The following is a 21,817-nucleotide window of genomic DNA, read 5'->3' on the forward strand; positions in this document are numbered from 1 at the left end:
GTTGAATTTTTCTAACTGCTGAGTAAATATGTTACCTGTAATAGCCCTAGTAGGGCGACCCAATGTGGGCAAATCCACATTATTCAATTATTTAACCCGCAGCCGCGATGCGCTGGTTGCGGATTTTTCGGGATTAACCAGGGACAGGCAATACGGCCGGGTAAAACTGGGCGACCGTCCCTGTCTGGTCGTCGATACCGGCGGTATAGCCGATGACGCCGAAGGCATAGAAAGTTTTGCCAGAAAACAGGTGCAGGTCGCGCTGGAAGAGGCGGATGTCGTGTTCTTCATGGTTGACGCGCGCGAAGGCTTGAGCGTCTCCGACAAGGTCATTGCCGATACCCTGAGAAAACTGCAAAAGCCCGTTATATTGGTCACCAACAAGGTTGACGGCATTGACGCCAACATGGCCGCATCGGACTTCTATTCGCTGGCCTTGGGCGAGCCTGTGCAGATCTCCGCTTCCCACGGCAGAGGCATACCCGAATTACTGGAAAAAGTTGATCAACTGCTGCCGCCTGGCAAAGGCGAAGTCGAAGAAAGCCATGACGGCATCGGTATCGCCGTGGTCGGACGGCCCAATGTCGGCAAATCGACACTGGTCAATCGCCTGCTGGGTGAAGAGCGGGTTATCGTATTCGATGAGCCGGGCACCACGCGCGACAGTATCTACATTCCTTTTGAACGCAACGGCAAGAAATTCACCCTGATCGATACCGCCGGAATGCGCAGACGATCCAAAATAGCCGAAACCATCGAGAAATTCAGCGTCATTAAATCATTGCAGGCGATTGAAAAAGCCAATGTCGTCATTTACCTGATTGACGCGCGGGAAGGCGTCACCGACCAGGATGCGCATTTATTAGGTTTGGTACTGGAGGCTGGAAGAGCCTTGATTATCGGCTTGAACAAGTGGGACGGCATCAGCGCCGACCAGAAGGCAACCATTCACCGGCAACTCGACGTCAAACTGTCTTTTCTCGAATTTGCCGAAAAACACCCGATTTCCGCATTGCATGGCAGCGGCGTCGGCAAAATGTTCGATGTCGTACAGCAATTGTACCAATCGGCCATGCTCGACATGTCCACGCCGGTGCTGACCCGTATCCTGAAAGAAGCCACCACCGCACACCAGCCGCCGATAGTGAACAGCCGCCGCATCAAGCTGAAATACGCGCATCAGGGCGGCAGGAATCCGCCGATCGTGGTGATTCACGGCGTGCAGACCGATTCATTGCCGGAGTCTTACAAGCGTTACCTGATCAACTATTACCGCGACAAAATGGGGCTGGTCGGAACGCCGATACGCTTGGTGTTCAAGTCGACGGCCAATCCATTCCACGGGCAAAAGAACAAGCTGACCGAATGGCAGGTGAAAAAGAAGGAACGTTTGATGAGGCGGGTGAAGAGTAAGAAGAGGGATTAATAAGGAGCAAGGTACAAGGCGAAAGGCGAAAGGTTGCAAGCCCCCCTAACTTGACTTAAGCAGGGGCGTAGGCCGGAATAAGGCTACCCAAGCCTGCCCTGAGCTTGTCGAAGGGCGTAGCGCGAGGTAGCGTTTCCGGCTAATTGCGAAGACGTTTGCCGGAAACGCCTGTTTTCGCTGCCGCTCAAACCGGCTTATTCCAGCCTACGACTCGACTTCGCAAAGCATCGTTTGTCATTAAATCAACAATACAGGAAACATAATCATGGCAACAATCACATTTCAAAGCAAACCCCTCAACACCTCCGGCGAACTGCCCGCAGTCGGCAGCGACGCACCGGCCTTCACCCTGACCAGCCGCGAGCTAGTCGATGTCACGTTGGCGACCTATGCCGGTAAACGCAAAGTCCTGAATATCGTACCCAGCCTGGACACACCAACCTGCGCCGCGTCAACGCGTAAATTCAACCAGAAAGCCTCGCATCTGGACAATACCGTTGTGCTGGCCGTTTCCGCCGACCTTCCTTTCGCCCAAAGCCGGTTTTGCGAATCGGAAGATTTAACCGACGTTATCCCACTGTCAACCTTCCGTTCCAGTTTCTCCAACGATTACGGTGTAACCCTCGTCGATACCTTCCTGCGCGGCTTGACTGCCCGCGCCATCGTCATTATCGATGAGCATGACAAAGTGATCTACACGCAATTGGTCGGTGAACTTGCCCATGAGCCGGATTATGAAAGCGCGTTGGCGGTGTTGTAAAACGGTTCTATGACAGGTTTCAAGCCTAGGCGGCAACCACTTCATCGGCTGCTCCAACGGCACTTGTGTAACCGGTAGGCAAGTGTGCCTACCGGGTTCTAAATATATTCTCGTTAATACTAATGCCAATATGCAAATTCAGCAGGGAGCGGATTTGTCTGGTATCACGGGCTGAAAGCTTGGGTCGTTTTCAGTGTAGGCGTAAGTTGGTGATAATGGCGACAGATTTAAGGCGTTGGTTCGAGGGTATAATCCGTTTCATCACTATACTTTCTGTCGGGACATCGACTGCAGATGACCGCTTAAACCGTAGCCGAAAAAGTTGTTGGCAGATGAGAGCGGGGGTATCGATACGGCAAAAGCCGGATGTTTCTATCAATTTTTTTCAACAGCGCAGGAGCTTATGGACACTATTCAAAACCTGATCGAAAACGTCGAAAAGGTGATTATAGGCAAGCGGCCTGTGATCGAATTGGCGGTGATTTCTTTACTGTGCCGTGGGCATGTATTGCTGGAAGATGTGCCGGGTACCGGCAAAACCATGTTGGCGCGGGCTCTGGCCCGTTCCGTGGCGATGGATTGCAAACGTTTGCAATGCACCCCGGATTTGCTGCCTTCGGACGTGACTGGAGTGCCGGTGTTCAATCAGAAAAACAGCGAGTTCGAATTTCGTCCCGGCCCTGTTTTCACCAATATCCTGCTGGCGGACGAGATCAACCGCGCCACGCCTCGCGCTCAGTCCGCTCTGCTGGAATGTATGGAAGAATTTCGTGTCAGCGTGGATGTGCATACCTACGATTTGCCCAAGGTGTTCATGGTGCTGGCGACACAGAACCCGATCGAGATGGCCGGCACTTATGTGCTACCTGAAGCCCAGTTGGACCGTTTTTTCATGCGATTGAGCGTGGGCTATCCCTCTGTGGAGGAAGAGGCGCGGATGATTCATGCTCAGGCCGCGTCCCATCCGATCGAGCATTTGGAGCCGGTGGCCGACGAAGCCGACATTTTGGCTGCACGGGATGCGGTGCGGGCGGTGCATCTGGAGTCATCGGTCGGCCAATACGTGGCCCGCATCAGCGCCGCTACGCGCGAGCATTCGCAGTTGCGCTTGGGCGCCAGTCCGCGCGGTACCTTGGCATTGACCCGCGCCGCCCAGGGCTTGGCCCTGTTGCGTAAGCAACCGTATGTCACGCCGGAGGAGGTTAAGGCGATGGCCGGGCCGGTATTGGAGCACCGCCTGATTTTGCGGCCGCAGGCCGCAGCTCAGGGCCGGACGGTTCAGGAAGTGCTGGCACAGGTGTTGGATCAGGTACCGCCGCCGGTATGAATGCGGCGGTCGTTACTCCACGGCGGCGAATCGCCATACCGCTGGTGCTGGCGGGGATAACCCTGGTAGCTTATTTTTCGGCGCTGAACCGAAACCAGCCGCTGATTTGGGCTGTCGCCGCCGTGCTGTCGGCCAGCCTGGTGATTGGTTTCGCTTGGCCGCATTGGCTGGCGGGCAGGCTGACGGTGCGTCGTAGCGGCCCGGCCAAGGCCGCAGAAGGCAAGGTGATCAACCTGAGTGTTACCGTGGAGAACCGGGGCTGGCTGCCGCGTTTTATGGTAGAGGTGGTGGATCGCCTGCCTTTTGTCGGCGCGGGCGAGGGACGTGCGCCGGGAGGCGTGTCGCTGGGCTTGATTGGGTACATTCCCGGTTTGGGACGGCGCGATTTTGAAGTGAGTTTGGTTTGCGAAAAACGCGGCCTGTATCAGTTGGGGCCGGTGGGGCTTTCGACCAGTTTTCCGTTAGGGCTGGCTGAAGCGCGCCGCGCCGGGAAGGAAGGATCGAGTACTCTGGTCGTGTATCCCGAGATTTTTCCCATCGCCGCATGGCCTTTGCAAGGCGCTCCCAGCCTAATCCACCGGGGCGGACATTTCCTGCCCAGCGGATCAGGTTCCGCCGAATTCCGAGGCTTGCGCGAGTACCGCCGGGGCGACAATCCGCGGCATGTGCACTGGCCCACCAGCGCCCGCCTCAGCCAATTGATGGTAAAGGAATACGAACCTTTGGCCTCCCCCTGTTTGTACTTGGTGTTGGATTTGGCGGCTGACGCCAACGTCGGTCGGGGCAAACACGCCACCCTGGAATATGCGGTAAAAATCACCTCATCATTGGCGCGCCTTGCGTGCGATAACGGTATGCCTGTGCGGCTGGCCGGACAAGGCAAACAGGCTCTGGACCTAGGCACAGGCCAAGGCGAAGCCCACTTCGGTGAAATGTTGGAGCGGCTGGCGATTGTCGACGCTGACGGCAAGACGCCTTATTTCAGGGTGTTGGATAAAGTGGCCGGCGACTGTCTTGCCGGCGAAACCGTGGTGACGTTTCTCGCCGAACCGTCGGAGCGCGTTCTGTATACCCTGCAATCCTTGGCGCTACTGCGCGCACGCGGCGCTCATTTGTTGGCGGTTTGTTTTGATCGGCCATCCTTCCTGCCGTCTGGCGGCGGGGTCTCGGTCACTGAATCCGCGTTGTTTGCCGGACTGTTGGACTTGGGCGCCCAGGTGGTGCCGGTGCGCCGTGGCGACGACCTGATGCGTCTGTTCAATCGCTGATGAGTCCGCCGCTAACTTATACGCCCGTTTACCTGGGGTTATTCGCCAGTCTGTTGTTGGCGGTCTGCTGCAATGCCTATCTTGATATTGGCTACGGCGGCTTTGCTACCGAGACTCTGCTGTGGGGATTGTTGTTCGGCCTGACTTTATGGTGCGGTTGGCGTCAGCGCGGCAGGGCCTCGGAGCAAAGCCGCAAGTGGCAGAAGGGGGTGATGGGGCTGGGTATTTTCCTATTCGTGTTTCTCTTTTTGCGTGTGTGGGGGCTGCCGCGAGCAGGCATTTATCTGCTGGCCTTTTTGCAAGCTTCCTGCAACTGCGTCACCACCACCCGCCGTCAGTTATATCTTGGCCTGTTGGTGGCACTGGTGATGGCGATATTCGCTTCCTCTCACTACCGGGCCGACTGGACCATGCTGTTTTATCTGCTGCCGCTTGTAATCGCCGTGGTGTTTACGCTGGCGGCAGAGCAGATCAATCGACGGGCGGAAGAAATCCGCAGCCTTAGCCTGGAGCAAAAGATGTTCGGCGGGCAGGCGGCGGCGATCACTTCAGCGACGCTGTCCATCCTGATTCTGGGTGCTGTGTTTTACCTTATTACCCCGCAGACGAGCTGGCTGTATTTGAGTTCTAGCTATGGCCTGCCGGCGGCTATCGGTGTTGCGCACGAAGGTCAACTTGAACACGGGCAGCAGGGCGGCGGCCAGGGGAAAGATGGGAAGGGAAACGACGGTTTGGGCGGCATGGAGCCGATCCGCAGCCGTTGGCTCACCCCGGCGGAAATGCGTCAAGCCGCTCAGCGCATCGGAATGCCTCATTGGCAGTCCGCAACCATCCTGACTATGGCCGATATTACCGAAGCCTTGCAACGGCAATTCGCGCCCATCCGGCAAGCCTTTGAAGACTGGTGGGAGGCGATAAAGAAGTGGCTGCAACAACACTTCGTCAAGGTAATCGGCACACTGCTGGCCTTGATGTGGATGGCCCTGGCGATTGGCCTGTTTCTCCTGCTACGGGAAGCCAGAGCCGGTATTTGGCTGCGTACCCGTTTCGATTATTGGCGCTATGCCGTGTTTGGACTGCACAGCTCTGGGCGCGAGGGTGTCCGGCAATTCTATGGCGCGGTGGAACGGTTGTTCGCCCTGCACGGGGAAGCCCGCCCCGAAACCCGCAACACGAGGGAATACCTCCGCCGCATGGACTTGGTACGTCCGGCTCTACGTCCTGAACTGCTGGCAATTACTCTCCTGTTCGAGTATTCCCGCTATGGAGTCGCCCCGCCCGATCTTGAACAAATCCAAGCCATGCGCGAGCGCTATCGCCGTATTTTCCGCGTGTTGAGCGAATAGGCAGCGGTAATTGCGCACCGCTATATCGGTGGGAAGTCGTCTTTTTTCCGGTCCACCGCAACTTGGCCTAGATAAGTTTGATACGAGCGGGAAACGTTAGCTTTACGGAGATTCGATGAAAATTAATCTACTCAGCGATGAGAAAATTGTTGAGTCATGGGACAAGAATGCGCCGTTGTGGGTCATTGCCGTTCGTGATGGACAGATCGAAAGCCGCCGGCAGATCACCGACCAGGCGATCTTGGATACAGTATTGAGCCGTTCGCCGCGTTCCGTGCTCGACATGGGGTGTGGCGAAGGGTGGTTGGCTCGTGAACTCGCTGTTGCGAATATCCATGTCATTGGCATCGACGTGGTGCCAAAGCTGGTTGAGGTAGCTCAACAGGCTGGCGGCGGTGATTTTCGCGTGATGTCTTATGAGGAGATCGCGGCTGGAAAACTCGGCGTCTCGGTAGATGTTGTGGTTTGCAATTTCGCATTCTTTGGAAAAGAATCCGTCGAAGGCGTGTTTAGCGTTGCTCGGTCGCTGCTGAATCAACACGGCTCGTTCATCGTGCAGACTCTTCATCCAGTCATGGTGTGCGGCGATCTTCCGTACCGGGACGGATGGCGGGAAGGGTCATGGGCTGGATTTAGTTCCGAGTTTACCGACCCGGCGCCTTGGTATTTCAGAACTATCGAGAGTTGGACAAAGTTGTTTGTGGATGGCGGCTTCCGGTTGCTTGAGATACGCGAGCCTCTACATCCCAAGACGGGGAAGCCTGCTTCGGTCATATTCGTTGCGGAACCAGGGTAATCGATGGGCAAGCAAAAAGACGCTGACCCGGCTTGACCGGCAGTATCAAATCACCCCCGTTAACCCCTCAACCAGCAAACGGGAATACTGGTCCTGATCATAGTGATGGTCGCTGCTGTCGCTATTTAGCAGGTCAGCTTTGACGATGCCGTGTTCTCCGAGCGATAAATCATCCAGCATGATATAGCGGATGCGGTTTTGCGCGCAAAACCGCTGCATGATCCTGTTGAACTCCAGGGTCAGCGCCGTTCTTTCCAGTTGCGAGGCTGTTACTTCCCGTCTGGCGTTGGCAACATCGCCCCAGTCGTTGCCGTCCTGAATGGTGGGCAGCGGGGCGCTGATGCAGACAACTTCGAAGCGCATTTTTAATTCGACCAAAAACCGGGAGTAACTGGCGATGGCTTTGTCCATCATCGCAGCAACCGGCTCCCGGTATTTTTCCGCCCGGTACCAAATGACGAAGCCGGTATCGACTTCGCCCAGCATCACAATGATTTGCTTGGCGGCGGTTTGCCTGACGGCTTCCCTGAAGACGGGGTAGGCCTGGGTTGTTGAATTGGGATTCTCCAATCCCGATGCTGTCGCACCAATAACGGTGAGTACATTGAAAAACAGGTTCGGAAACTTTTCTTTGAACAACGGGTGATTGAAAACAGGTGAATGCGAATCACCCAAAACCAATATTTCTCGCATAGAGTTATCCTGATAAATAAGTAGGGCATGCCCTAAAGATTATACGCAAGCTCGTCATCGTCGCCGGGAGCGGTGATCCAGCTCCTGGATGGTAAGCTAAAACCCATCCCTGGAGCCTGGATTCCGGCAATCCCTGCCGGAATGACGATTCTGGATTGCGCGTTCATTGAATCTGATAAAGTAGAACTAAGGCGAGATTTAAAACATGGACTTAATACGTGTTAGCGTCCCGTCGATAAACAGCTTTTTTAGTTCTACTACCATTGCCGGGTCAAACATGATGCCGGCATGCGATTCGATATGCGTTAAGGCTGATTCCATCGTCCAGGGCTCTTTATAAGGACGTTTTGTCGTCAGTGCGTCGAACACATCCGCAAGTTTTACAATACGCGCGGATAGCGGAATATGGTTGCCGCTTAAGCCGTGCGGGTAACCGGTGCCGTCATAATTTTCATGATGACCCGCAGAAATTTCCCGCGCGGTTTCATAAAACGGGTTGTTGCCTAAAATGCGCACCCCATTGAGCGGATGTTCCCGCATAATTTCCCATTCCTCGGCGGTCAATTTATCCGGTTTTTTCAAAATGGCATCGGGCGTGGCGAGTTTGCCAATATCGTGCAGCATGCTCATTAAGCCCATGTGCGCGGCAGTCTCTTTATCAACGCCCATGGCGACGGCTAGCGCTTCGGTGTAATGCTGCACGCGGTATAAGTGACTGGCCGTATCCTGATCTTTGCCTTCGGCCGCCAAACATAACATCACTACCGCGTCTTTGTAGGCGGTTTCCAATTGCTCGCGCGCCGTATCCAAATTACGTTTTAGAACCAGCGCTTCCAATGCCCGCACCACGGTTAAATTGAGTTCGGCCGGGTCCCACGGTTTGGTGACGTATTTGTAAATGTGCGCATCGTTTACGCAGGTCAGCAGCGATTCAACATCGGCATAACCGGTCAGTAAAATACGGATGGCGTCGGGTTGGACTTGCAATGCATGGCTTAGCACCTGGTCGCCGCTGACATTGGGCATGCGTTGATCGCAAATAATCAAATCAACCGGATGTTCATTCAAAAACTCAATCCCTTCCTCGCCGCCATTGGCCGATAGCGTTTTATAGCCTTTGCGAAAGCTGCGCGTTAACGTCGCCAACACGTCGGGATCATCATCAACCAGTAACAGCGTATGCATCTTTAAGCGTCCTTAATCAAGCGAAGTGGGATAGCGATAATAAAGCGCGTGCCGCGATTTAATTCGGATTCAACGGTCAACGCGCCATGGTGTTTTTCAATAATGCCGTAAGAAATCGACAAGCCAAGCCCGGTGCCTTCGCCCACTTCTTTGGTGGTAAAGAAGGGGTCGAAGATTTTTTTCCTGACTTCTTCAGGCATGCCGATACCGGTATCGGCGATACTGATGACCGCTTGATCATTCACCTTGGCCGTGGTGATGAAAATGCCGCCTTTATCGGGAATGGCCTGAATCGCATTGGCGAGAATGTTCATAAAGACTTGGTTGAGCTCGCCGGCATAGCATTCGACCATTTCATTGAGCGCGTAATCTTTCTCGATGGTAATGCGATCCTTGTATGTGTGATGCAGCATTTGCAAGGTCGAATCCAGGCCTTCCTCGAGCCGTACCGTTTTGACTTCGCCTTGATCGAGACGGGAAAAATTACGCAACGCCAGTACGATGTTGCGGATACGGTCCGCAGCCTGCTTTTGGCTGCCCAGCAATTTAGCGAGGTCTTCGGTGACAAACGTGTAGTCGATTTGTTCCATATGAGTGTTTAATTTTTCTGCGCCCGGTTCGTCCATGCAGCTTTGGGCGAATTCGACCGTGCCTTTAATATCGTCGATGTATTCTTCCAGTGGCGGCATATTGGCGTAAATAGCGCCGATCGGATTATTGATTTCATGGGCGATACCGGCGACTAATTGTCCTAACGAAACCATTTTCTCGGATTGCACCAATTGCGTTTGCGCGGATTTCAGCTTTTGCAGCGTATCCTGCAATTGAGCGGTGCGGTCGATGACTTGGCGCTCCAGGCTAAGGTTCAAGTCTTCCAGCTCTTTTTCCACGACGACGAATTTATTAAACAACTCGCCTAAGCGCGTGGTCATGCGGTTAAACGCATTGCCTAAATCAGCCACTTCATCGCGCCCGGAAACCGGTACTTTGATCGATAAATCATTGGAATCTTCAATCGTGTGTATGGTGGCGGTCAATTTTTTGATCGGTGTGACCAGAATACGACTGAGCAAGCCGACCAGCACAAGCATCGGTACGCCGACCAACGCGGCGGCAAGCAACAAATTCTGGGTCAGTTCCAGCAGCGGTTGCAATGCAAGATTTTTGGGCATGAACGCCGCAATTTGGAAGCTGAAATCGCCGACGGTTACGGGTTTTGAAATCGAACCCAAATAGCTGATACCGTCAAAAAGCCATACGGGCCGTTCCGAAAAATTATCATTGATCTCGATGGTTTTTACGCCGTTAGCCGTAAAAAGGTCTGCGTCGCCCTGATTTCCTTCATGTGCTTTATGCAGCGCAAAGCTGCTGTCTTTAGGCGCGAGCAGGCGGCTAATATCCTCCCAGGAATGGGTCATGACCAAATAACCCTGGGTTTTTAACTGCGGCGGTTTTAATGCCGTCACATGGGCGATGACGCTGCCGTTAATAAAAGGCACCTCATGTTTGAATACCAGCGCGTAATCCTGTTGCGTTTGCCAAGCCTGGGGCAGTTGGGTTTTTAACACATCCGGTTGCGTCGAAGCGATCAGCATGCCTTCCGCATTGAACACATATAAATCGCCTTGCAATTGATAATATTGTTTAAGGTTTATCAGCTCGGTGGTAATGCGTTTATCCAAATCATCCACCACCACATCCAGCATCACCGATGAAGCCCGCCAGGACAGCAAATTGGTGCGCTCGAACAGCAATACGTTACTGATTTCAGCGGCTTTATGGTCGGCGGTATCGGTAAGATTATGCTCGATCTGCTGGTTGATTTTTTCGCCGAACTGGTAGAACACTACCGCGCTCAAGGTCGTGGTTACCAGTAACACGATAAAACTGAACAACAGCGTTAAACGAACTGAAAGCGAAAAGCGCGACATGAGTTTACCCGGTTATTTGCTTGAAAATTGTTGCAGGATTTTGATTTGCGGACTTTGCGGTTTCGTTTCGACGTAACCGATCGCGCCTTTAATCCGCTCGACAAACAAAACAACGGCTTGCTCTGAATTTTGGGTGACCGGCGGAGTCTCGCCTTTGAACAGCATTTTGTCCCAATAACTGCCCAATTTCTCCGGCGTGCTGTCAAAAATTTCGGCGGTAAAATGAGTGCGGGCATCGGCTTTTGCGGGCAGGTTAATCGGCATGATGTCTTCGCCGTTTTCCCAATGCTTTTTCTTAAGCAAATAAATGGCCGCAATATCGTCTTTATCCAGTTGTGCGACAGGTAAATCTTTATTGGCGATGATGTATAAATCCGCCCACGAAGGTGAAAGCGGCATTAACAAAGCAGCAAATCCTAAAATAATCAATCGCTTCATCAGAATAACACCGCAATCGAGCTGTAAAGTCCGGTTTGATTATGATAAATACTGCCTTGAGTTTGCTGCCATTCAAGCTTGAACGATAAGCGCGGCACCGGGCGATAGACAATGCCGCCTAACGCAGTATCGGTAGCGGGCAGTTTGTTGGCAAATTCAAAATGTTCGTAACGGCCGATCAGGTTGAAATGCTCGACCAGCGGCACCGCCATTTGCACATATCCGCCCCAGTCATGGCCGCGAAAACGGGATTGATCGGTATCAACCTGGGTGAACAGCAATTCACTTTCCAGTTCAAACCACTTGTGTTGCCAATTGCCGTCTGCACTGATGGAGTTGCGCACTTCATCGCTGTGTTCAACGTTGGCATGTTGAAAAGCAATGCCCAGGTAATAATCCAGATCTTCATGGGCAATCCACCGGGCGCCTGATACGGATTGGTAATGGCGTTCGTGGGAACTTAATGCTTTGTGGTTGAATTCTTCCACCGGCTGCCAATAGACTTCCAGCGCGTGACCGGTTAGCGCGTCGAAATCGTGGCGAAAGCTGACGCCGGTAATATAGTTGGCGCGGGAATAGCTTGATGTGACAGGGCGATTCGTCGTCCATACTAACGGCGCGGCATGTACGATATTCCAATGGTTGATCGGCGCTAAAAATTTACCCGCGCGCAATGTGTCGTCTTCCGTGACTTCAATATCGTTATATAGCCGTTCAATGACCAATTGCGCGTTATTGAACTGTGCGCCGTCACTTTCTTTCCAAAGCGGCATTGAATAGGCTTCCGCCTCCAAAAAAGGATTGAGCCAGCGATTAAATTTGCCGGAAACAAACAAACTTAAGTCGTCCAATTCCAGGGTAGTGGGCGCGCGATTAGGCGAGCTGGTTACCAAGTTGGCATAACCCGAAACGGTGATGTCGTCCAGCCATGATGCCGTTTTGTCGGCATATAAAGGCGGCGTGAAGCAGATCAGCACTAAACTGAATGCATAAGCCAGTATGTGACGATTGGAATGTAGAAAAAATGACATAACCCTAAATTTAGTAGATAAATAGCATGGCGGCATTATACTCATCGTAGACCCAAAATTGAGCATAGTTTGTATTGTATGGTGATGACTAGGATTACACTTCGGAGTTGAATCCGTCATGCTGAAAGTGGTAAAACTTGACCCCTGTATTTAATTAAGGGTTTAACGGTATTTTTCGCTAGCTTCTTCACCCACCATTCGTAAATTCAAGGCTTATTCAGAAAAAAGGAAAACCAATGAGAGTTTTATTGCTGTTTGCGTTATCTATGGTATCCGTACAAACCATAGCCGCCACCGCTTTGCCGGTTAAAGAAGTTGCCGCCGGCGTATATGTGCATTTTGGCAAACATCAATTCCCGGACAGCAAAAACCACGGCGAAATCGCCAATCTCGGTTTTATTGTTGGGCAAAAATGCGTCGCGGTCATCGATAGCGGCGGCAACCCGGAGCAGGGGGCAGCTTTAAAACAAGCCGTTACCGAAACCACGCAGACGCCGATTTGTTATGTGGTTAACACCCATGTTCATCCCGACCATATCAACGGCAACAGCGCGTTCAAAGCGGCCGGGGTTAAATTCGTCGGCCATCATAAACTGGCCAGGGCAATGGCCGCGCGCGGTTCCTACTACCTGGACAAAGCCGCGGACCAATTAGGCGTCAAAATGAGCGCCGCCGATTTAATTCCGCCCGATATTGAAGTCAAAGACAGCTTGAAGCTGGATTTAGGCGGACGGACTTTAACCTTAAAAGCCCATCCTGCCGCGCATACCGATAACGATTTGAGCGTCTATGACGAAAAAACCCATACAATATGGCTGTCGGATTTATTGTTTACCGAGCATGTGCCAACGCTGGACGGCAGCTTAAAAGGCTGGCTTTCGGAAATCGACAAACTGGAAAAACAGTCTTTCCGTTATGTGATTCCGGGGCATGGCGAATTAGTCACGGATTGGCCGCAGAGCGTGCAGGCGCAAAAGCATTATTTAACCTTGTTGCAAACTGAAATTCGCGCTGCCATTAAAAAAGGCCGGCATTTGGAAGACGCCGTGCAAACCGTCGGTTATTCCGAGAAAAACAATTGGGCCTTGTTCGATGAATATCACCGCAAAAACGTCACCACGGCTTTTGCCGAATTAGAATGGGAAGATTAGTCGATAATGCTGTGGACTTAAGAGTGCGGGCTCCTTCTCCCCCAGGGAGAAGGTTTCTTTACTCTGATTAAGTCAATTAACCGGCAGCTAAAAGATTGTTAACATTCCGCAAAGCTAAAACAAAACAGGAAAGACTATGAAATACTCAAAACTATTACCGGCAATTTTCACAATTACATTACTACCGATTGCCGCTATCGCCGCTGAAGATGAAAAGATTTGGAATAACGTTTTGAAGCCTGAATACTATGCCCAGCAAGCGATTGAAGAATCCGATAACGTGATTGAACTGGAAGCGCCAGTACGCGCAGAAGACCCTGCTTTAGTGCCGGTCAAGGTCACCAGCAAGATCAAGCAAACCAAAGAACACTACATCAAAAGAATCCTGGTGTTAGTCGATAACAATCCTTTTCCATTCGTCGGCGATTTTGAGTTTACCCCGGAAAGCGGCAAGGCTGACATTGCGATGCGGATACGGGTTAACAGCAACAGCAATATTCGCGCAATTGCGCAAACGAATGACGGCAAATTGACCATGACGAAAAAATTCGTCAAAGCCAGCGGCGGCTGTTCCGCTCCGATCGGAGCCAACTTAGATGAAGCGATGGCTCGCTTGGGCAAAATGAAATTCAGGTTGGATGGGGACGTTAAAGTCGGCGAGCCAACCTCAGTGCAGTTAATGATCAGCCACCCGAATATTACTGGCATGCAAATGGATCAAGTCACACGCTTTATTAAAAAAGCGCATTTTGTTAAGGACGTTAAAGTGTCGTTTAACGGCAAACCGGTGTTTAGCGCCAAAACCGATATTGCGATTAGCACCGACCCTAATTTCAGATTCTATTTCGTACCGGAAAAAGTGGGCGAGTTAAAAGCCGAAGCGACCGATACCTCTTGCGAAACGCCAACCAAGAGAGACGTTTGCACGAAAGGCGATACTTATACTGAAACGTTTAAAATTCAGCCGTAGTAGGTTAAGTCTGGCGGTGCGTGGGAACGGTGCGCGAGCGTCAACTAATCGTGCCTCCCGCGGAATGAGTAATTGCATGGCCTGTGCTTTTCGTTTAAGGATAGGCCGTCGTGGTAAAGACGCAATTCAATGACACTGAGGAATTCTTCCGTTCATGTCGGATGCTGGCAAGGTGTTTTCCTTACGCAATTCATTACAAGATAATTGATAGCAAAGCTATCGTATTCTTGATTGCAGGAGTAACCCAAATAAGCTTCGTAAAGTTTTTGAAGAAACGGATTAGTGCATTGCTGCGCTTCACTGCTTTCAGCCTAATCTACGTTCTGTAGCAGTCGGAGGCGGGTTGGCCGCCTCCGATGGATGAAAACCTGTGATCTCTTGTCAGGTACGACAATGCCTTTGTGCAAGCCTGATCACGTTTAGATTCGGCTTATCCGTTTCCGCTTTTACTTGGCGTCGGCCCCTCGCCTAGAATCAACTCGGAATAAGCCTTGGTATGTTGGAATAGCAATTGACTCGGCCAACTGATGTCAGTTTTGTCGGTTGGGGATTGAGTGCTTTGCGCGGCTTGCGGTAGCGTCATCAGCTCAGTTGCAGTTGCCGCACTCATGTTATTGTCAATAGTCACCGTATACTGATAAGCGAATTCGTTAGCGGCATCGGCGGACGTTTCGCCATTGAGGCCGGCTCTATTGATTGATGTGTAAGGGCCTGCGACCAATTCACCTAGGGCGGCATCAGCCAGCGCCACCTTGATTGTGGCATCTAACACGGTCAAATCGTCGTAGTAAGCCTTATAAATCGGCGGCAGTGCTGTCAGCAGTTCCTTATTCCAGGCGCGTGGCACAATGTCTAAATAATTGTAAAGATCGGTGTTCCACAACTGCCAAGGCTGAGTGCCGTTGCTTCCCCCAAATCCTGCACCATTAAACAGCTGAGCGAATGGGCCATTGCCGGGCGTCGCTCCGGCAGTTGGATATGCTTGAGCTTGCTCTACTGTCCATGTGGAGTTTTTCAGCAAGCCGGCGGTCGGATCAAAAGCCGCCATGGCTAAAGTGGGCGACAACGCGCCTGCCAATGAATGGCCGGTGAAAGTCAGGGTGCAGCCAGACGAATCGACAGAGGCCAAGAAGTCTATTAGCGATTGATGGGTAATGACTGTGTCGGTCATCGCTAAAAGATTGGTTATCCCGGTGTTGGTGGCGCTGGATATGCAAGGGATTTTTGAGCTCGGAGATGTGGCGTTTTTATTGCCCGCCCACGCTTGCAATGCGCCTTCCCAGGCGACTACAGATTTGACATTAAAGTCCTCTATAAGCCAATCGTAGGCTGAGACGAAGTTGGTTGCGGCGATAGCAACGATGTAACGCTGCAATGATGGACTAAATACAACGGCCATAGCGTTGGTCGCATTGCATTTTACGCTGTGGGTAAGCCAATTGATGCTGTGAAACTCAGGAGGAATCACAAAAACCTGGGGACCCCACACAGTCGTCCAATCGTTGGCTCCCAGAGGTGGCGGGTTAGCTGTATTATTTTCAAGAATAGCGCCGGCAAAGTCCTGTTTTAGTTGCGTTGTGAGGGTTGCTTGCGCCTCCGCGGCCGCTTCCTTTAACAATGCGGGGAAATCTATTCTATCTCCCAACTTGATCGTCAAAAATTGTCCTGAAACGGCATTAGACAAAAGCGAAAAATAAAAAGTTGTTTGCCATGGGTCATAACTGCTCATGTGTTTTTCTCCAAAAATATTAGTGGCATGTGTTGGAATCCAGATGATGTTGATCGGGGCATTACCTGATTGCTTGTATAACGCCTAACCTACGGCGTAGGACAATATCATTATTCCGGATTTCATGTAAGTGACATGGATGTGACAGTTGCGGGCAAATAAACTATCCGGTATTGAGGAATATAGTGAGAGTGAGCCGGGTAGATATAAGGTTGGGCAACGCTTTTCTGGCCAACATTATCGCGTGGTCACTGTTGGGCAAACGATAAGGCTGTTTGCCCAACCTACACCTCATACTTTGTTGCATCTTCATTATCCCCAAGTGCCCTCGGTATTCCTGGCTTGCGTATTGGCTGCCTCGATCAGAGTGATGTTGTAAGCCAGCCAGGTAGGCCGGAATAAGCCGGTTCGAGCAACAGCGAGAACTGGCGTTTCCGGCAAACTCCATCCAAATTCGCCGGAAACGCCACCTCGCGCTACGCGCTTGGATGGCCTTATTCCGGCCTACTCGGTTAGCGTAGGGAGGCAATGGTAAATGAGCTTGACTTGCTTTGCCAGCGCCAATTCATAGCTTGTACTACGCCCTCCGCCGTCCGCTTTTACCAACGCGTCTAGCTCGATAAGGCTGAGAATATCGCGGTAGGCGGTGTCCTGAGAGCACTTCGCCAGCTTGGCCCACTTGGATGTGGTCAGCTTACCTTCGAAGCCGTCCAGCAGTCGGTTGAGTACCTTGATCTGACGCTCGTTCATTGGCGCGCTGGCAAAACGTTCCCAGAATTTGGCTTTTGCCAGTACGGCTGACAGTGTTTCGTCGGCTCGGGCGATGGCGCGTTGCAGGCACGCGAGGAACCACAGCAGCCACTCGGTTACGTCCAGATCGCTTTTTTGGCTGCGTTCGAGCACGTTGTAGTAGTCTGTCCGCTCCTGCTGAATCTGCGCCGAGAGGCTGTAGAAGCGCTGTTGGCTCTGTTCCGACCTCGCCAGTGCCATGTCGCCGATGGCGCGGGCGATGCGGCCATTGCCGTCATCGAACGGGTGCAGGGTGACAAACCATAGATGCGCCAATCCCGCCTTGAGCACCGGATCGAGTTCGCCCGGCTGTTCGAACCAATCCAGAAATATCGTCATTTCCGCTGCCAACCGATTTGCCGGTGGTGCGGTGTAATGCACTTTTTCGCGGCCGCATGGATTGATGACGGAGCCTGAGATGACTTGCATCGGCCCGCCCGCATCATCACGCCATGCGGCTACCCGAATCTGCGCCAAACCGCTACGCCCGGTCGGAAACAAGGCCCCGTGCCAGGCAAACAGGCGTTCGGCAGTCAGCGGAACGGCATAGCGCTGAGTGGCGTCAAGCATCACCTCGACAATGCCTTCGACGTGGCGATCCAAGGGCGCTAAAGCGCCGATGTCCAAGCCCAGGTGTCGGGCAATTGATGAACGCACCTGTTCAGCATCCAGCCGTTCGCCTTCGATCTCGCTGGTTTTGACCACATCTTGGGTCAATGTTTGCAGCCAGGCTTCATCCCGTAGCGAGAAGCCCAGCGATTCCATGCGGCCCAATAGGCGGCCTTGGACATGTCGAACCGTCGCCAGCGGCGTCGCCAATCGCGTCATGTCGTAGCGCCGGTTGGGCCAGTCGGGGTGTTGCCAGATGTAGGTTGTCATGCCAGTTACTCCGCATTAAGTGCGGATATTGTGTTGTGTTATCTCCGCAAAGGCAAGTCTATTCTCCGCATTAAATGCGGTGTAACAAATATCCAATCTCCGCAACAGCTCGGACATAAGATAAAGACTTTTCTCCAACTCCATGCCTTGCTGCTACAATGCGTCCATCTTAAACTGCACAAGAACTCAAAAAATGGATGTAATCCAACGCATTGCCGAAGAATTAGCCGTTAACGTCAAACAAGTCAGCGCCGCTGTCAACCTGCTGGACGAGGGTGCGACCGTCCCATTTATTTCCCGCTACCGGAAGGAAGTGACCGGCGGCCTGGATGATACCCAATTAAGGTTGCTGGAAGAGCGTTTGGGCTATTTGCGCGAATTGAACGCGCGGCGCCAAACCATTCTGGATAGCATCAGCTCTCAAGGCAAGCTGACGCCGGAACTGGAAAAAGCCATTATCGATGCCGACACCAAAACGCTGCTGGAAGATTTGTATTTGCCCTACAAGCCCAAGCGCCGCACTAAAGCGCAGATTGCCCGCGAAGCAGGTCTTGAGCCGCTGGCCGATGCGTTGTTGGACGACCGCAGCCTGATTCCCGAGCAAGTCGCCGCAGGTTATATCGATGCCGAAAAAGGTGTACCCGATGCCGCCGCCGCATTGGATGGCGCACGGCAAATCATCATGGAGCGCATTTCCGAGGATGCCGAACTGTTGGCCGAACTGCGTGAGCGCATCTGGCAAAAAGGCATTGTTCATGCCACGGTTGTGACCGGAAAGGAACAGGAAGCGGCGAAGTTCAAGGATTATTTCGATTACGAGGAAGCCATCAACAAGATCCCGTCGCACCGGGCTTTGGCGTTGTTTCGCGGACGCAATGAGGACTTGTTGAATCTGACGCTTAAACCCGGCGCTGACGATAAAATGGAGCACGATCTTTGCGCCCAGTTTGTCGCCCGTCGCTTGAACATTACCGACAGCTCAAAACCTGCCGACGCCTGGCTGGCGGAAACCGCGCGGTTCGCCTGGAAAATCAAGCTGTACACCCGCATCGACCTGGACTTGAAACTGAGGCTGCGCGAAGCCGCCGAACTTGAAGCGATCCGGGTTTTCGCCAGCAATTTAAGAGACTTGCTGCTGGCCGCACCGGCAGGCCCTAAAGCGACGATGGGCCTGGACCCCGGCATACGCACCGGCGTCAAGGTTGCAGTGGTCGATCCCACCGGCAAGCTGCTGGCGACGGACACTATTTATCCGCACCCGCCGCGCAAGGACTGGGACGGGGCGATAGACACATTGGCAAAGCTGATCCAAAAGCATAAGGTCGATCTGGTCAGCATCGGCAACGGCACGGGTTCCCGGGAAACCGACCAGTTGGTGGCCGATGTGATGAAGCGGCACAGCGAACTCAAATTCACCAAGATCACCGTATCGGAAGCGGGGGCGTCGGTTTATTCGGCGTCCGAACTGGCCGCCAAGGAATTTCCCGAGCTGGACGTGTCCTTGCGTGGTGCGGTTTCGATCGCCAGACGCTTGCAGGACCCGCTGGCGGAACTGGTCAAGATCGACCCGAAATCGATCGGTGTGGGCCAGTACCAGCACGATGTGAATCAGGTGCAGTTGGCCAAGGGGCTTGATACCGTGGTCGAGGATTGCGTAAACGCGGTCGGCGTGGACGTGAATACCGCATCGGTGGCCCTGCTTAAACAGGTCTCCGGCCTGTCCGCCAGCATCAGTGAGAATATCGTCGCGTTCCGCAATGAAAACGGCCCATTCGCCAACCGCAAGCAGTTGAAAAAAGTGCCGCGATTGGGCGACAAGGCTTACGAGCAGGCGGCAGGGTTCCTGCGCATCATGAACGGCGACAACCCGCTGGATGCCTCTTCTGTGCATCCCGAAGCTTATCCTGTGGTTGAAGCGATCATCGGAGACACCGGAAAATCCATCCGCGACCTGATCGGTCAGAGCCAGTTTCTACGCGGTCTGAATCCTGCCAATTACACTAATGAGCATTTCGGCTTGCCGACGGTGACCGACATCTTGCAGGAGCTGGAAAAGCCCGGCCGAGACCCGAGACCGGAATTCAAAAGCGTCGAGTTCAAGGCAGGCATCGAGAAGATTACCGATCTTGAAGTCGGCATGAGACTGGACGGCGTGGTCACCAACGTCGCCAACTTCGGTGCGTTTGTCGACATCGGCGTCCATCAGGACGGGCTGGTGCATATCTCGCATTTGTCCGATAGCTTCGTCAAAGATCCGAGGGATGCGGTTAAAACCGGCGAAATGGTCAAGGTGACGGTGCTGGAAGTTGATGTCGAGCGCAAGCGCATTTCGTTATCGATGAAAACCAATCCTGAGGCGAGCGAAGCCAGACCCGAGCGAAACAATCAAAAGCAGGCGGCGCACAAACCGAAACAACAGGCGCCGGTGCAAGGCTCAATGGCCCGCGCCTTTGCCAAGGCGCGGATCAGTAAATAATTGCAGCTCTGCTATACTGACTTTCAGTATTAACACACCAACAGGATTTGATATGCGTAAATTCGGTCGTTTTTTTGTTTGTTTTCTTTTCGTTAGCCTATCGATTGTTTATGCGCCGATGAGTCAGGCCGATATGCAGCAGGGTTATGGTGATACGAGCCATGCCCCCGTCAGTCGGGCGGATAAGCCGCAACAGCAAAGTTATGGCGACAAGGTTGGCAACAAGGCGCTGAACGCCTTTGCCAACCTGACCACCGGTGTGCTGGAAATTCCCAAAAACATCATTAACACGACCAATAAAAGCAATATTTTTTATGGCGTTGTCGGCGGGTTGTTTAAAGGGCTGGTTCACACCGGCGGGCGCATAGGCGTAGGCATTGCCGATTTGGTCACCATTCCCCTTCCTACCAAGCCCATCGCGCACCCTCGGTATATCTGGGAAAATTTTGATGTGGACACGACTTACGGGCCGGTATTCCGGCTGGACGAAACCAAGGAAACAGAGCGTCCTGCCGTTCAAGCGCCCAGCGTAGCGCCGGTTGTCGCGGCGCCTCCCGTTGCAGCGCCGGTTGATCGTTCGGCTCAGTACCGCATGGAAGAAGACAACAGGAAACGGGATGCCTTGTTCAAGGATAAAATGACGAAATAAGCATCGTTGCTTAAAATAAAAAAGCCCGGAGGTGGAAACCTGCCGGGCTTTTTTATGCGCTGTCATTCTTTATCTTGAAAACCGCAGCTGAACGTTCCAAAACCCCGTTCGCCTGTCGTTACCGCATTACTTTTCCGAATCAGGCGTTGCCGGAGGAACAAACTCCGGGTGCGCAACACTAAGCTTGGCGCCGACTTCGCCGGTGTAAAACACCAAAATCTTCAGCGGCTCTTCGCCCGTGTTGCGGCCATTGTGCAGTACGCCTACAGATTCAGGCAGAACGTCGCCGGCATGAAGGAACTTAACCTCGCCGGTGGCGAGCCTTAATTCCAGCTCGCCTTCCATGATGTAGCCAAACGAAGGCACCGGGTGTTCGTGCCATCCGGTCTCGCCTTCCGGCGCAATCTCAACAGTCAGTGCCGTGACTTCGCCTTGGCCTTTGGGATAGATGATTTGTTTGCCGTCCCAACTGGTGGTCGTTTTGAGCAGTTGGGTAACTTTTATGGTTGGATTTTCATCCAGGGCCGATGCTGCAAGCGGGCAGCATAGCGTCAGCAACAATATTAACTGCGTTTTGAGGTTCATATAAAAACCGCTCTCTTCAATTAACCCGGAGGCCAAGTCATTTGCCGGCCGCCCAGCAAATGCAAGTGCAGGTGATAAACGTCCTGCCCGCCTTTCCTGTTGCAGTTAAATACGGTTCTGTAGCCTTCTTCGGATAAGCCTTCCTGTTTAGCCAGCGTTGTTGCCGTTTGTAATATTTGACCTGCGAGCAGGCTGTCGTCCAGGTCATTCAAGGTTGCAAAGTGGCGCTTGGGGATAATCAGGATATGCACCGGAGCCTGGGGATGAATATCCCTGAAAGCCAGAATATTATCATCTTCAAAAACCACATCCGGTTTAATCACACCGGCAACCATTTTGCAAAATAAACAATCAGTCATTATTTTTTACCTTTTTGTATGAGCGACCT

At 52.7% G+C, this 21,817-nt stretch carries 19 protein-coding genes; 10 read left to right on the top strand and 9 right to left on the bottom strand.

Annotated features, from left to right (window positions below):
* Nucleotides 1-28 precede the first annotated feature (28 nt).
* The 6 genes from der to B0F88_RS06755 all read left to right on the top strand — a co-directional run bounded on the left by der (nucleotide 29) and on the right by B0F88_RS06755 (nucleotide 6,923).
* Complete coding sequence (der, locus tag B0F88_RS06730) at nucleotides 29-1,426, top strand: ribosome biogenesis GTPase Der (protein WP_104423172.1); 1,398 nt, start codon at nucleotides 29-31, stop codon at nucleotides 1,424-1,426.
* 265 nt (nucleotides 1,427-1,691) lie between these two features.
* Nucleotides 1,692-2,186: a thiol peroxidase gene (tpx, locus tag B0F88_RS06735; protein WP_104423173.1), complete on the top strand. Its 495-nt coding sequence runs from the start codon at nucleotides 1,692-1,694 to the stop codon at nucleotides 2,184-2,186.
* 403 nt (nucleotides 2,187-2,589) lie between these two features.
* Nucleotides 2,590-3,513, top strand: coding sequence for an AAA family ATPase (locus B0F88_RS06740; RefSeq protein WP_104423274.1), 924 nt, complete (start codon nucleotides 2,590-2,592; stop codon nucleotides 3,511-3,513).
* Complete coding sequence (locus B0F88_RS06745; RefSeq protein ID WP_104423174.1) at nucleotides 3,510-4,781, top strand: DUF58 domain-containing protein; 1,272 nt, start codon at nucleotides 3,510-3,512, stop codon at nucleotides 4,779-4,781. Before B0F88_RS06740 ends, B0F88_RS06745 begins: the two co-directional genes overlap by 4 nt.
* Nucleotides 4,781-6,127, top strand: a complete 1,347-nt coding sequence (locus B0F88_RS06750; RefSeq protein ID WP_104423175.1) for a DUF4129 domain-containing protein — start codon at nucleotides 4,781-4,783, stop codon at nucleotides 6,125-6,127. The genes B0F88_RS06745 and B0F88_RS06750 overlap by 1 nt, the downstream gene beginning before the upstream one ends.
* A gap of 115 nt (nucleotides 6,128-6,242) precedes the next feature.
* A complete protein-coding gene (locus B0F88_RS06755) occupies nucleotides 6,243-6,923 on the top strand; it encodes a class I SAM-dependent methyltransferase (protein WP_258076583.1) in 681 nt (226 codons plus the stop codon).
* A gap of 45 nt (nucleotides 6,924-6,968) precedes the next feature.
* On the opposite strand, the gene B0F88_RS06760 is transcribed toward B0F88_RS06755, so the two are convergent.
* The 5 genes from B0F88_RS06760 to B0F88_RS06780 all read right to left on the bottom strand — a co-directional run bounded on the left by B0F88_RS06760 (nucleotide 6,969) and on the right by B0F88_RS06780 (nucleotide 12,201).
* The gene (locus B0F88_RS06760; RefSeq protein ID WP_104423176.1) at nucleotides 6,969-7,616 is read right to left on the bottom strand and encodes a hypothetical protein; all 648 of its coding nucleotides are present in this window, start codon (nucleotides 7,614-7,616) and stop codon (nucleotides 6,969-6,971) included.
* A gap of 198 nt (nucleotides 7,617-7,814) precedes the next feature.
* On the bottom strand, nucleotides 7,815-8,801 hold the full coding sequence (locus tag B0F88_RS06765; protein WP_104423177.1) for an HD domain-containing phosphohydrolase: 987 nt from the start codon (nucleotides 8,799-8,801) through the stop codon (nucleotides 7,815-7,817).
* 2 nt (nucleotides 8,802-8,803) lie between these two features.
* Nucleotides 8,804-10,732, bottom strand: coding sequence for an ATP-binding protein (locus B0F88_RS06770; protein ID WP_104423178.1), 1,929 nt, complete (start codon nucleotides 10,730-10,732; stop codon nucleotides 8,804-8,806).
* 12 nt (nucleotides 10,733-10,744) lie between these two features.
* Entirely contained in the window at nucleotides 10,745-11,170 is a 426-nt protein-coding gene (locus B0F88_RS06775) for a hypothetical protein (RefSeq protein WP_104423179.1), read from the bottom strand.
* Nucleotides 11,170-12,201 (bottom strand): hypothetical protein, encoded by a 1,032-nt coding sequence (locus tag B0F88_RS06780; protein WP_104423180.1) that lies wholly within the window; start codon nucleotides 12,199-12,201, stop codon nucleotides 11,170-11,172. The genes B0F88_RS06775 and B0F88_RS06780 overlap by 1 nt, the downstream gene beginning before the upstream one ends.
* Before the next feature lie 236 nt (nucleotides 12,202-12,437).
* On the opposite strand from B0F88_RS06780, the gene B0F88_RS06785 reads away from it, so the two are divergent.
* Nucleotides 12,438-13,352 carry a quinoprotein relay system zinc metallohydrolase 2 gene (locus B0F88_RS06785; protein WP_104423181.1) on the top strand — a complete coding sequence of 305 codons (915 nt, stop codon included), beginning with the start codon at nucleotides 12,438-12,440 and terminating at the stop codon, nucleotides 13,350-13,352.
* Between the two features lie 136 nt (nucleotides 13,353-13,488).
* Nucleotides 13,489-14,322, top strand: a complete 834-nt coding sequence (locus tag B0F88_RS06790) for a quinoprotein dehydrogenase-associated SoxYZ-like carrier (RefSeq protein ID WP_104423182.1) — start codon at nucleotides 13,489-13,491, stop codon at nucleotides 14,320-14,322.
* A gap of 430 nt (nucleotides 14,323-14,752) precedes the next feature.
* On the opposite strand, the gene B0F88_RS06795 is transcribed toward B0F88_RS06790, so the two are convergent.
* Together B0F88_RS06795 and B0F88_RS06805 are read right to left on the bottom strand one after the other, a co-directional pair.
* On the bottom strand, nucleotides 14,753-16,051 hold the full coding sequence (locus tag B0F88_RS06795; RefSeq protein ID WP_104423183.1) for a hypothetical protein: 1,299 nt from the start codon (nucleotides 16,049-16,051) through the stop codon (nucleotides 14,753-14,755).
* Nucleotides 16,052-16,555: 504 nt separating this feature from the next.
* Nucleotides 16,556-17,719, bottom strand: a complete 1,164-nt coding sequence (locus tag B0F88_RS06805; protein ID WP_104423185.1) for a Fic family protein — start codon at nucleotides 17,717-17,719, stop codon at nucleotides 16,556-16,558.
* A 193-nt stretch (nucleotides 17,720-17,912) separates the two neighbouring features.
* On the opposite strand from B0F88_RS06805, the gene B0F88_RS06810 reads away from it, so the two are divergent.
* Both B0F88_RS06810 and B0F88_RS06815 read left to right on the top strand, forming a co-directional pair.
* Complete coding sequence (locus B0F88_RS06810) at nucleotides 17,913-20,195, top strand: Tex family protein (protein WP_104423186.1); 2,283 nt, start codon at nucleotides 17,913-17,915, stop codon at nucleotides 20,193-20,195.
* A 52-nt stretch (nucleotides 20,196-20,247) separates the two neighbouring features.
* A complete protein-coding gene (locus tag B0F88_RS06815; RefSeq protein ID WP_104423187.1) occupies nucleotides 20,248-20,844 on the top strand; it encodes an exosortase system-associated protein, TIGR04073 family in 597 nt (198 codons plus the stop codon).
* A gap of 126 nt (nucleotides 20,845-20,970) precedes the next feature.
* Here B0F88_RS06815 and B0F88_RS06820 read toward each other — a convergent pair whose 3' ends face one another.
* Nucleotides 20,971-21,429 carry a cupin domain-containing protein gene (locus B0F88_RS06820; protein ID WP_104423188.1) on the bottom strand — a complete coding sequence of 153 codons (459 nt, stop codon included), beginning with the start codon at nucleotides 21,427-21,429 and terminating at the stop codon, nucleotides 20,971-20,973.
* Nucleotides 21,430-21,449: 20 nt separating this feature from the next.
* Nucleotides 21,450-21,788: a histidine triad nucleotide-binding protein gene (locus B0F88_RS06825; protein WP_104423189.1), complete on the bottom strand. Its 339-nt coding sequence runs from the start codon at nucleotides 21,786-21,788 to the stop codon at nucleotides 21,450-21,452.
* Nucleotides 21,789-21,817 lie beyond the last annotated feature (29 nt).

The sequence above is a fragment of the Methylobacter tundripaludum genome (genome assembly GCF_002934365.1).
GTDB lineage: Bacteria > Pseudomonadota > Gammaproteobacteria > Methylococcales > Methylomonadaceae > Methylobacter_A > Methylobacter_A tundripaludum_A.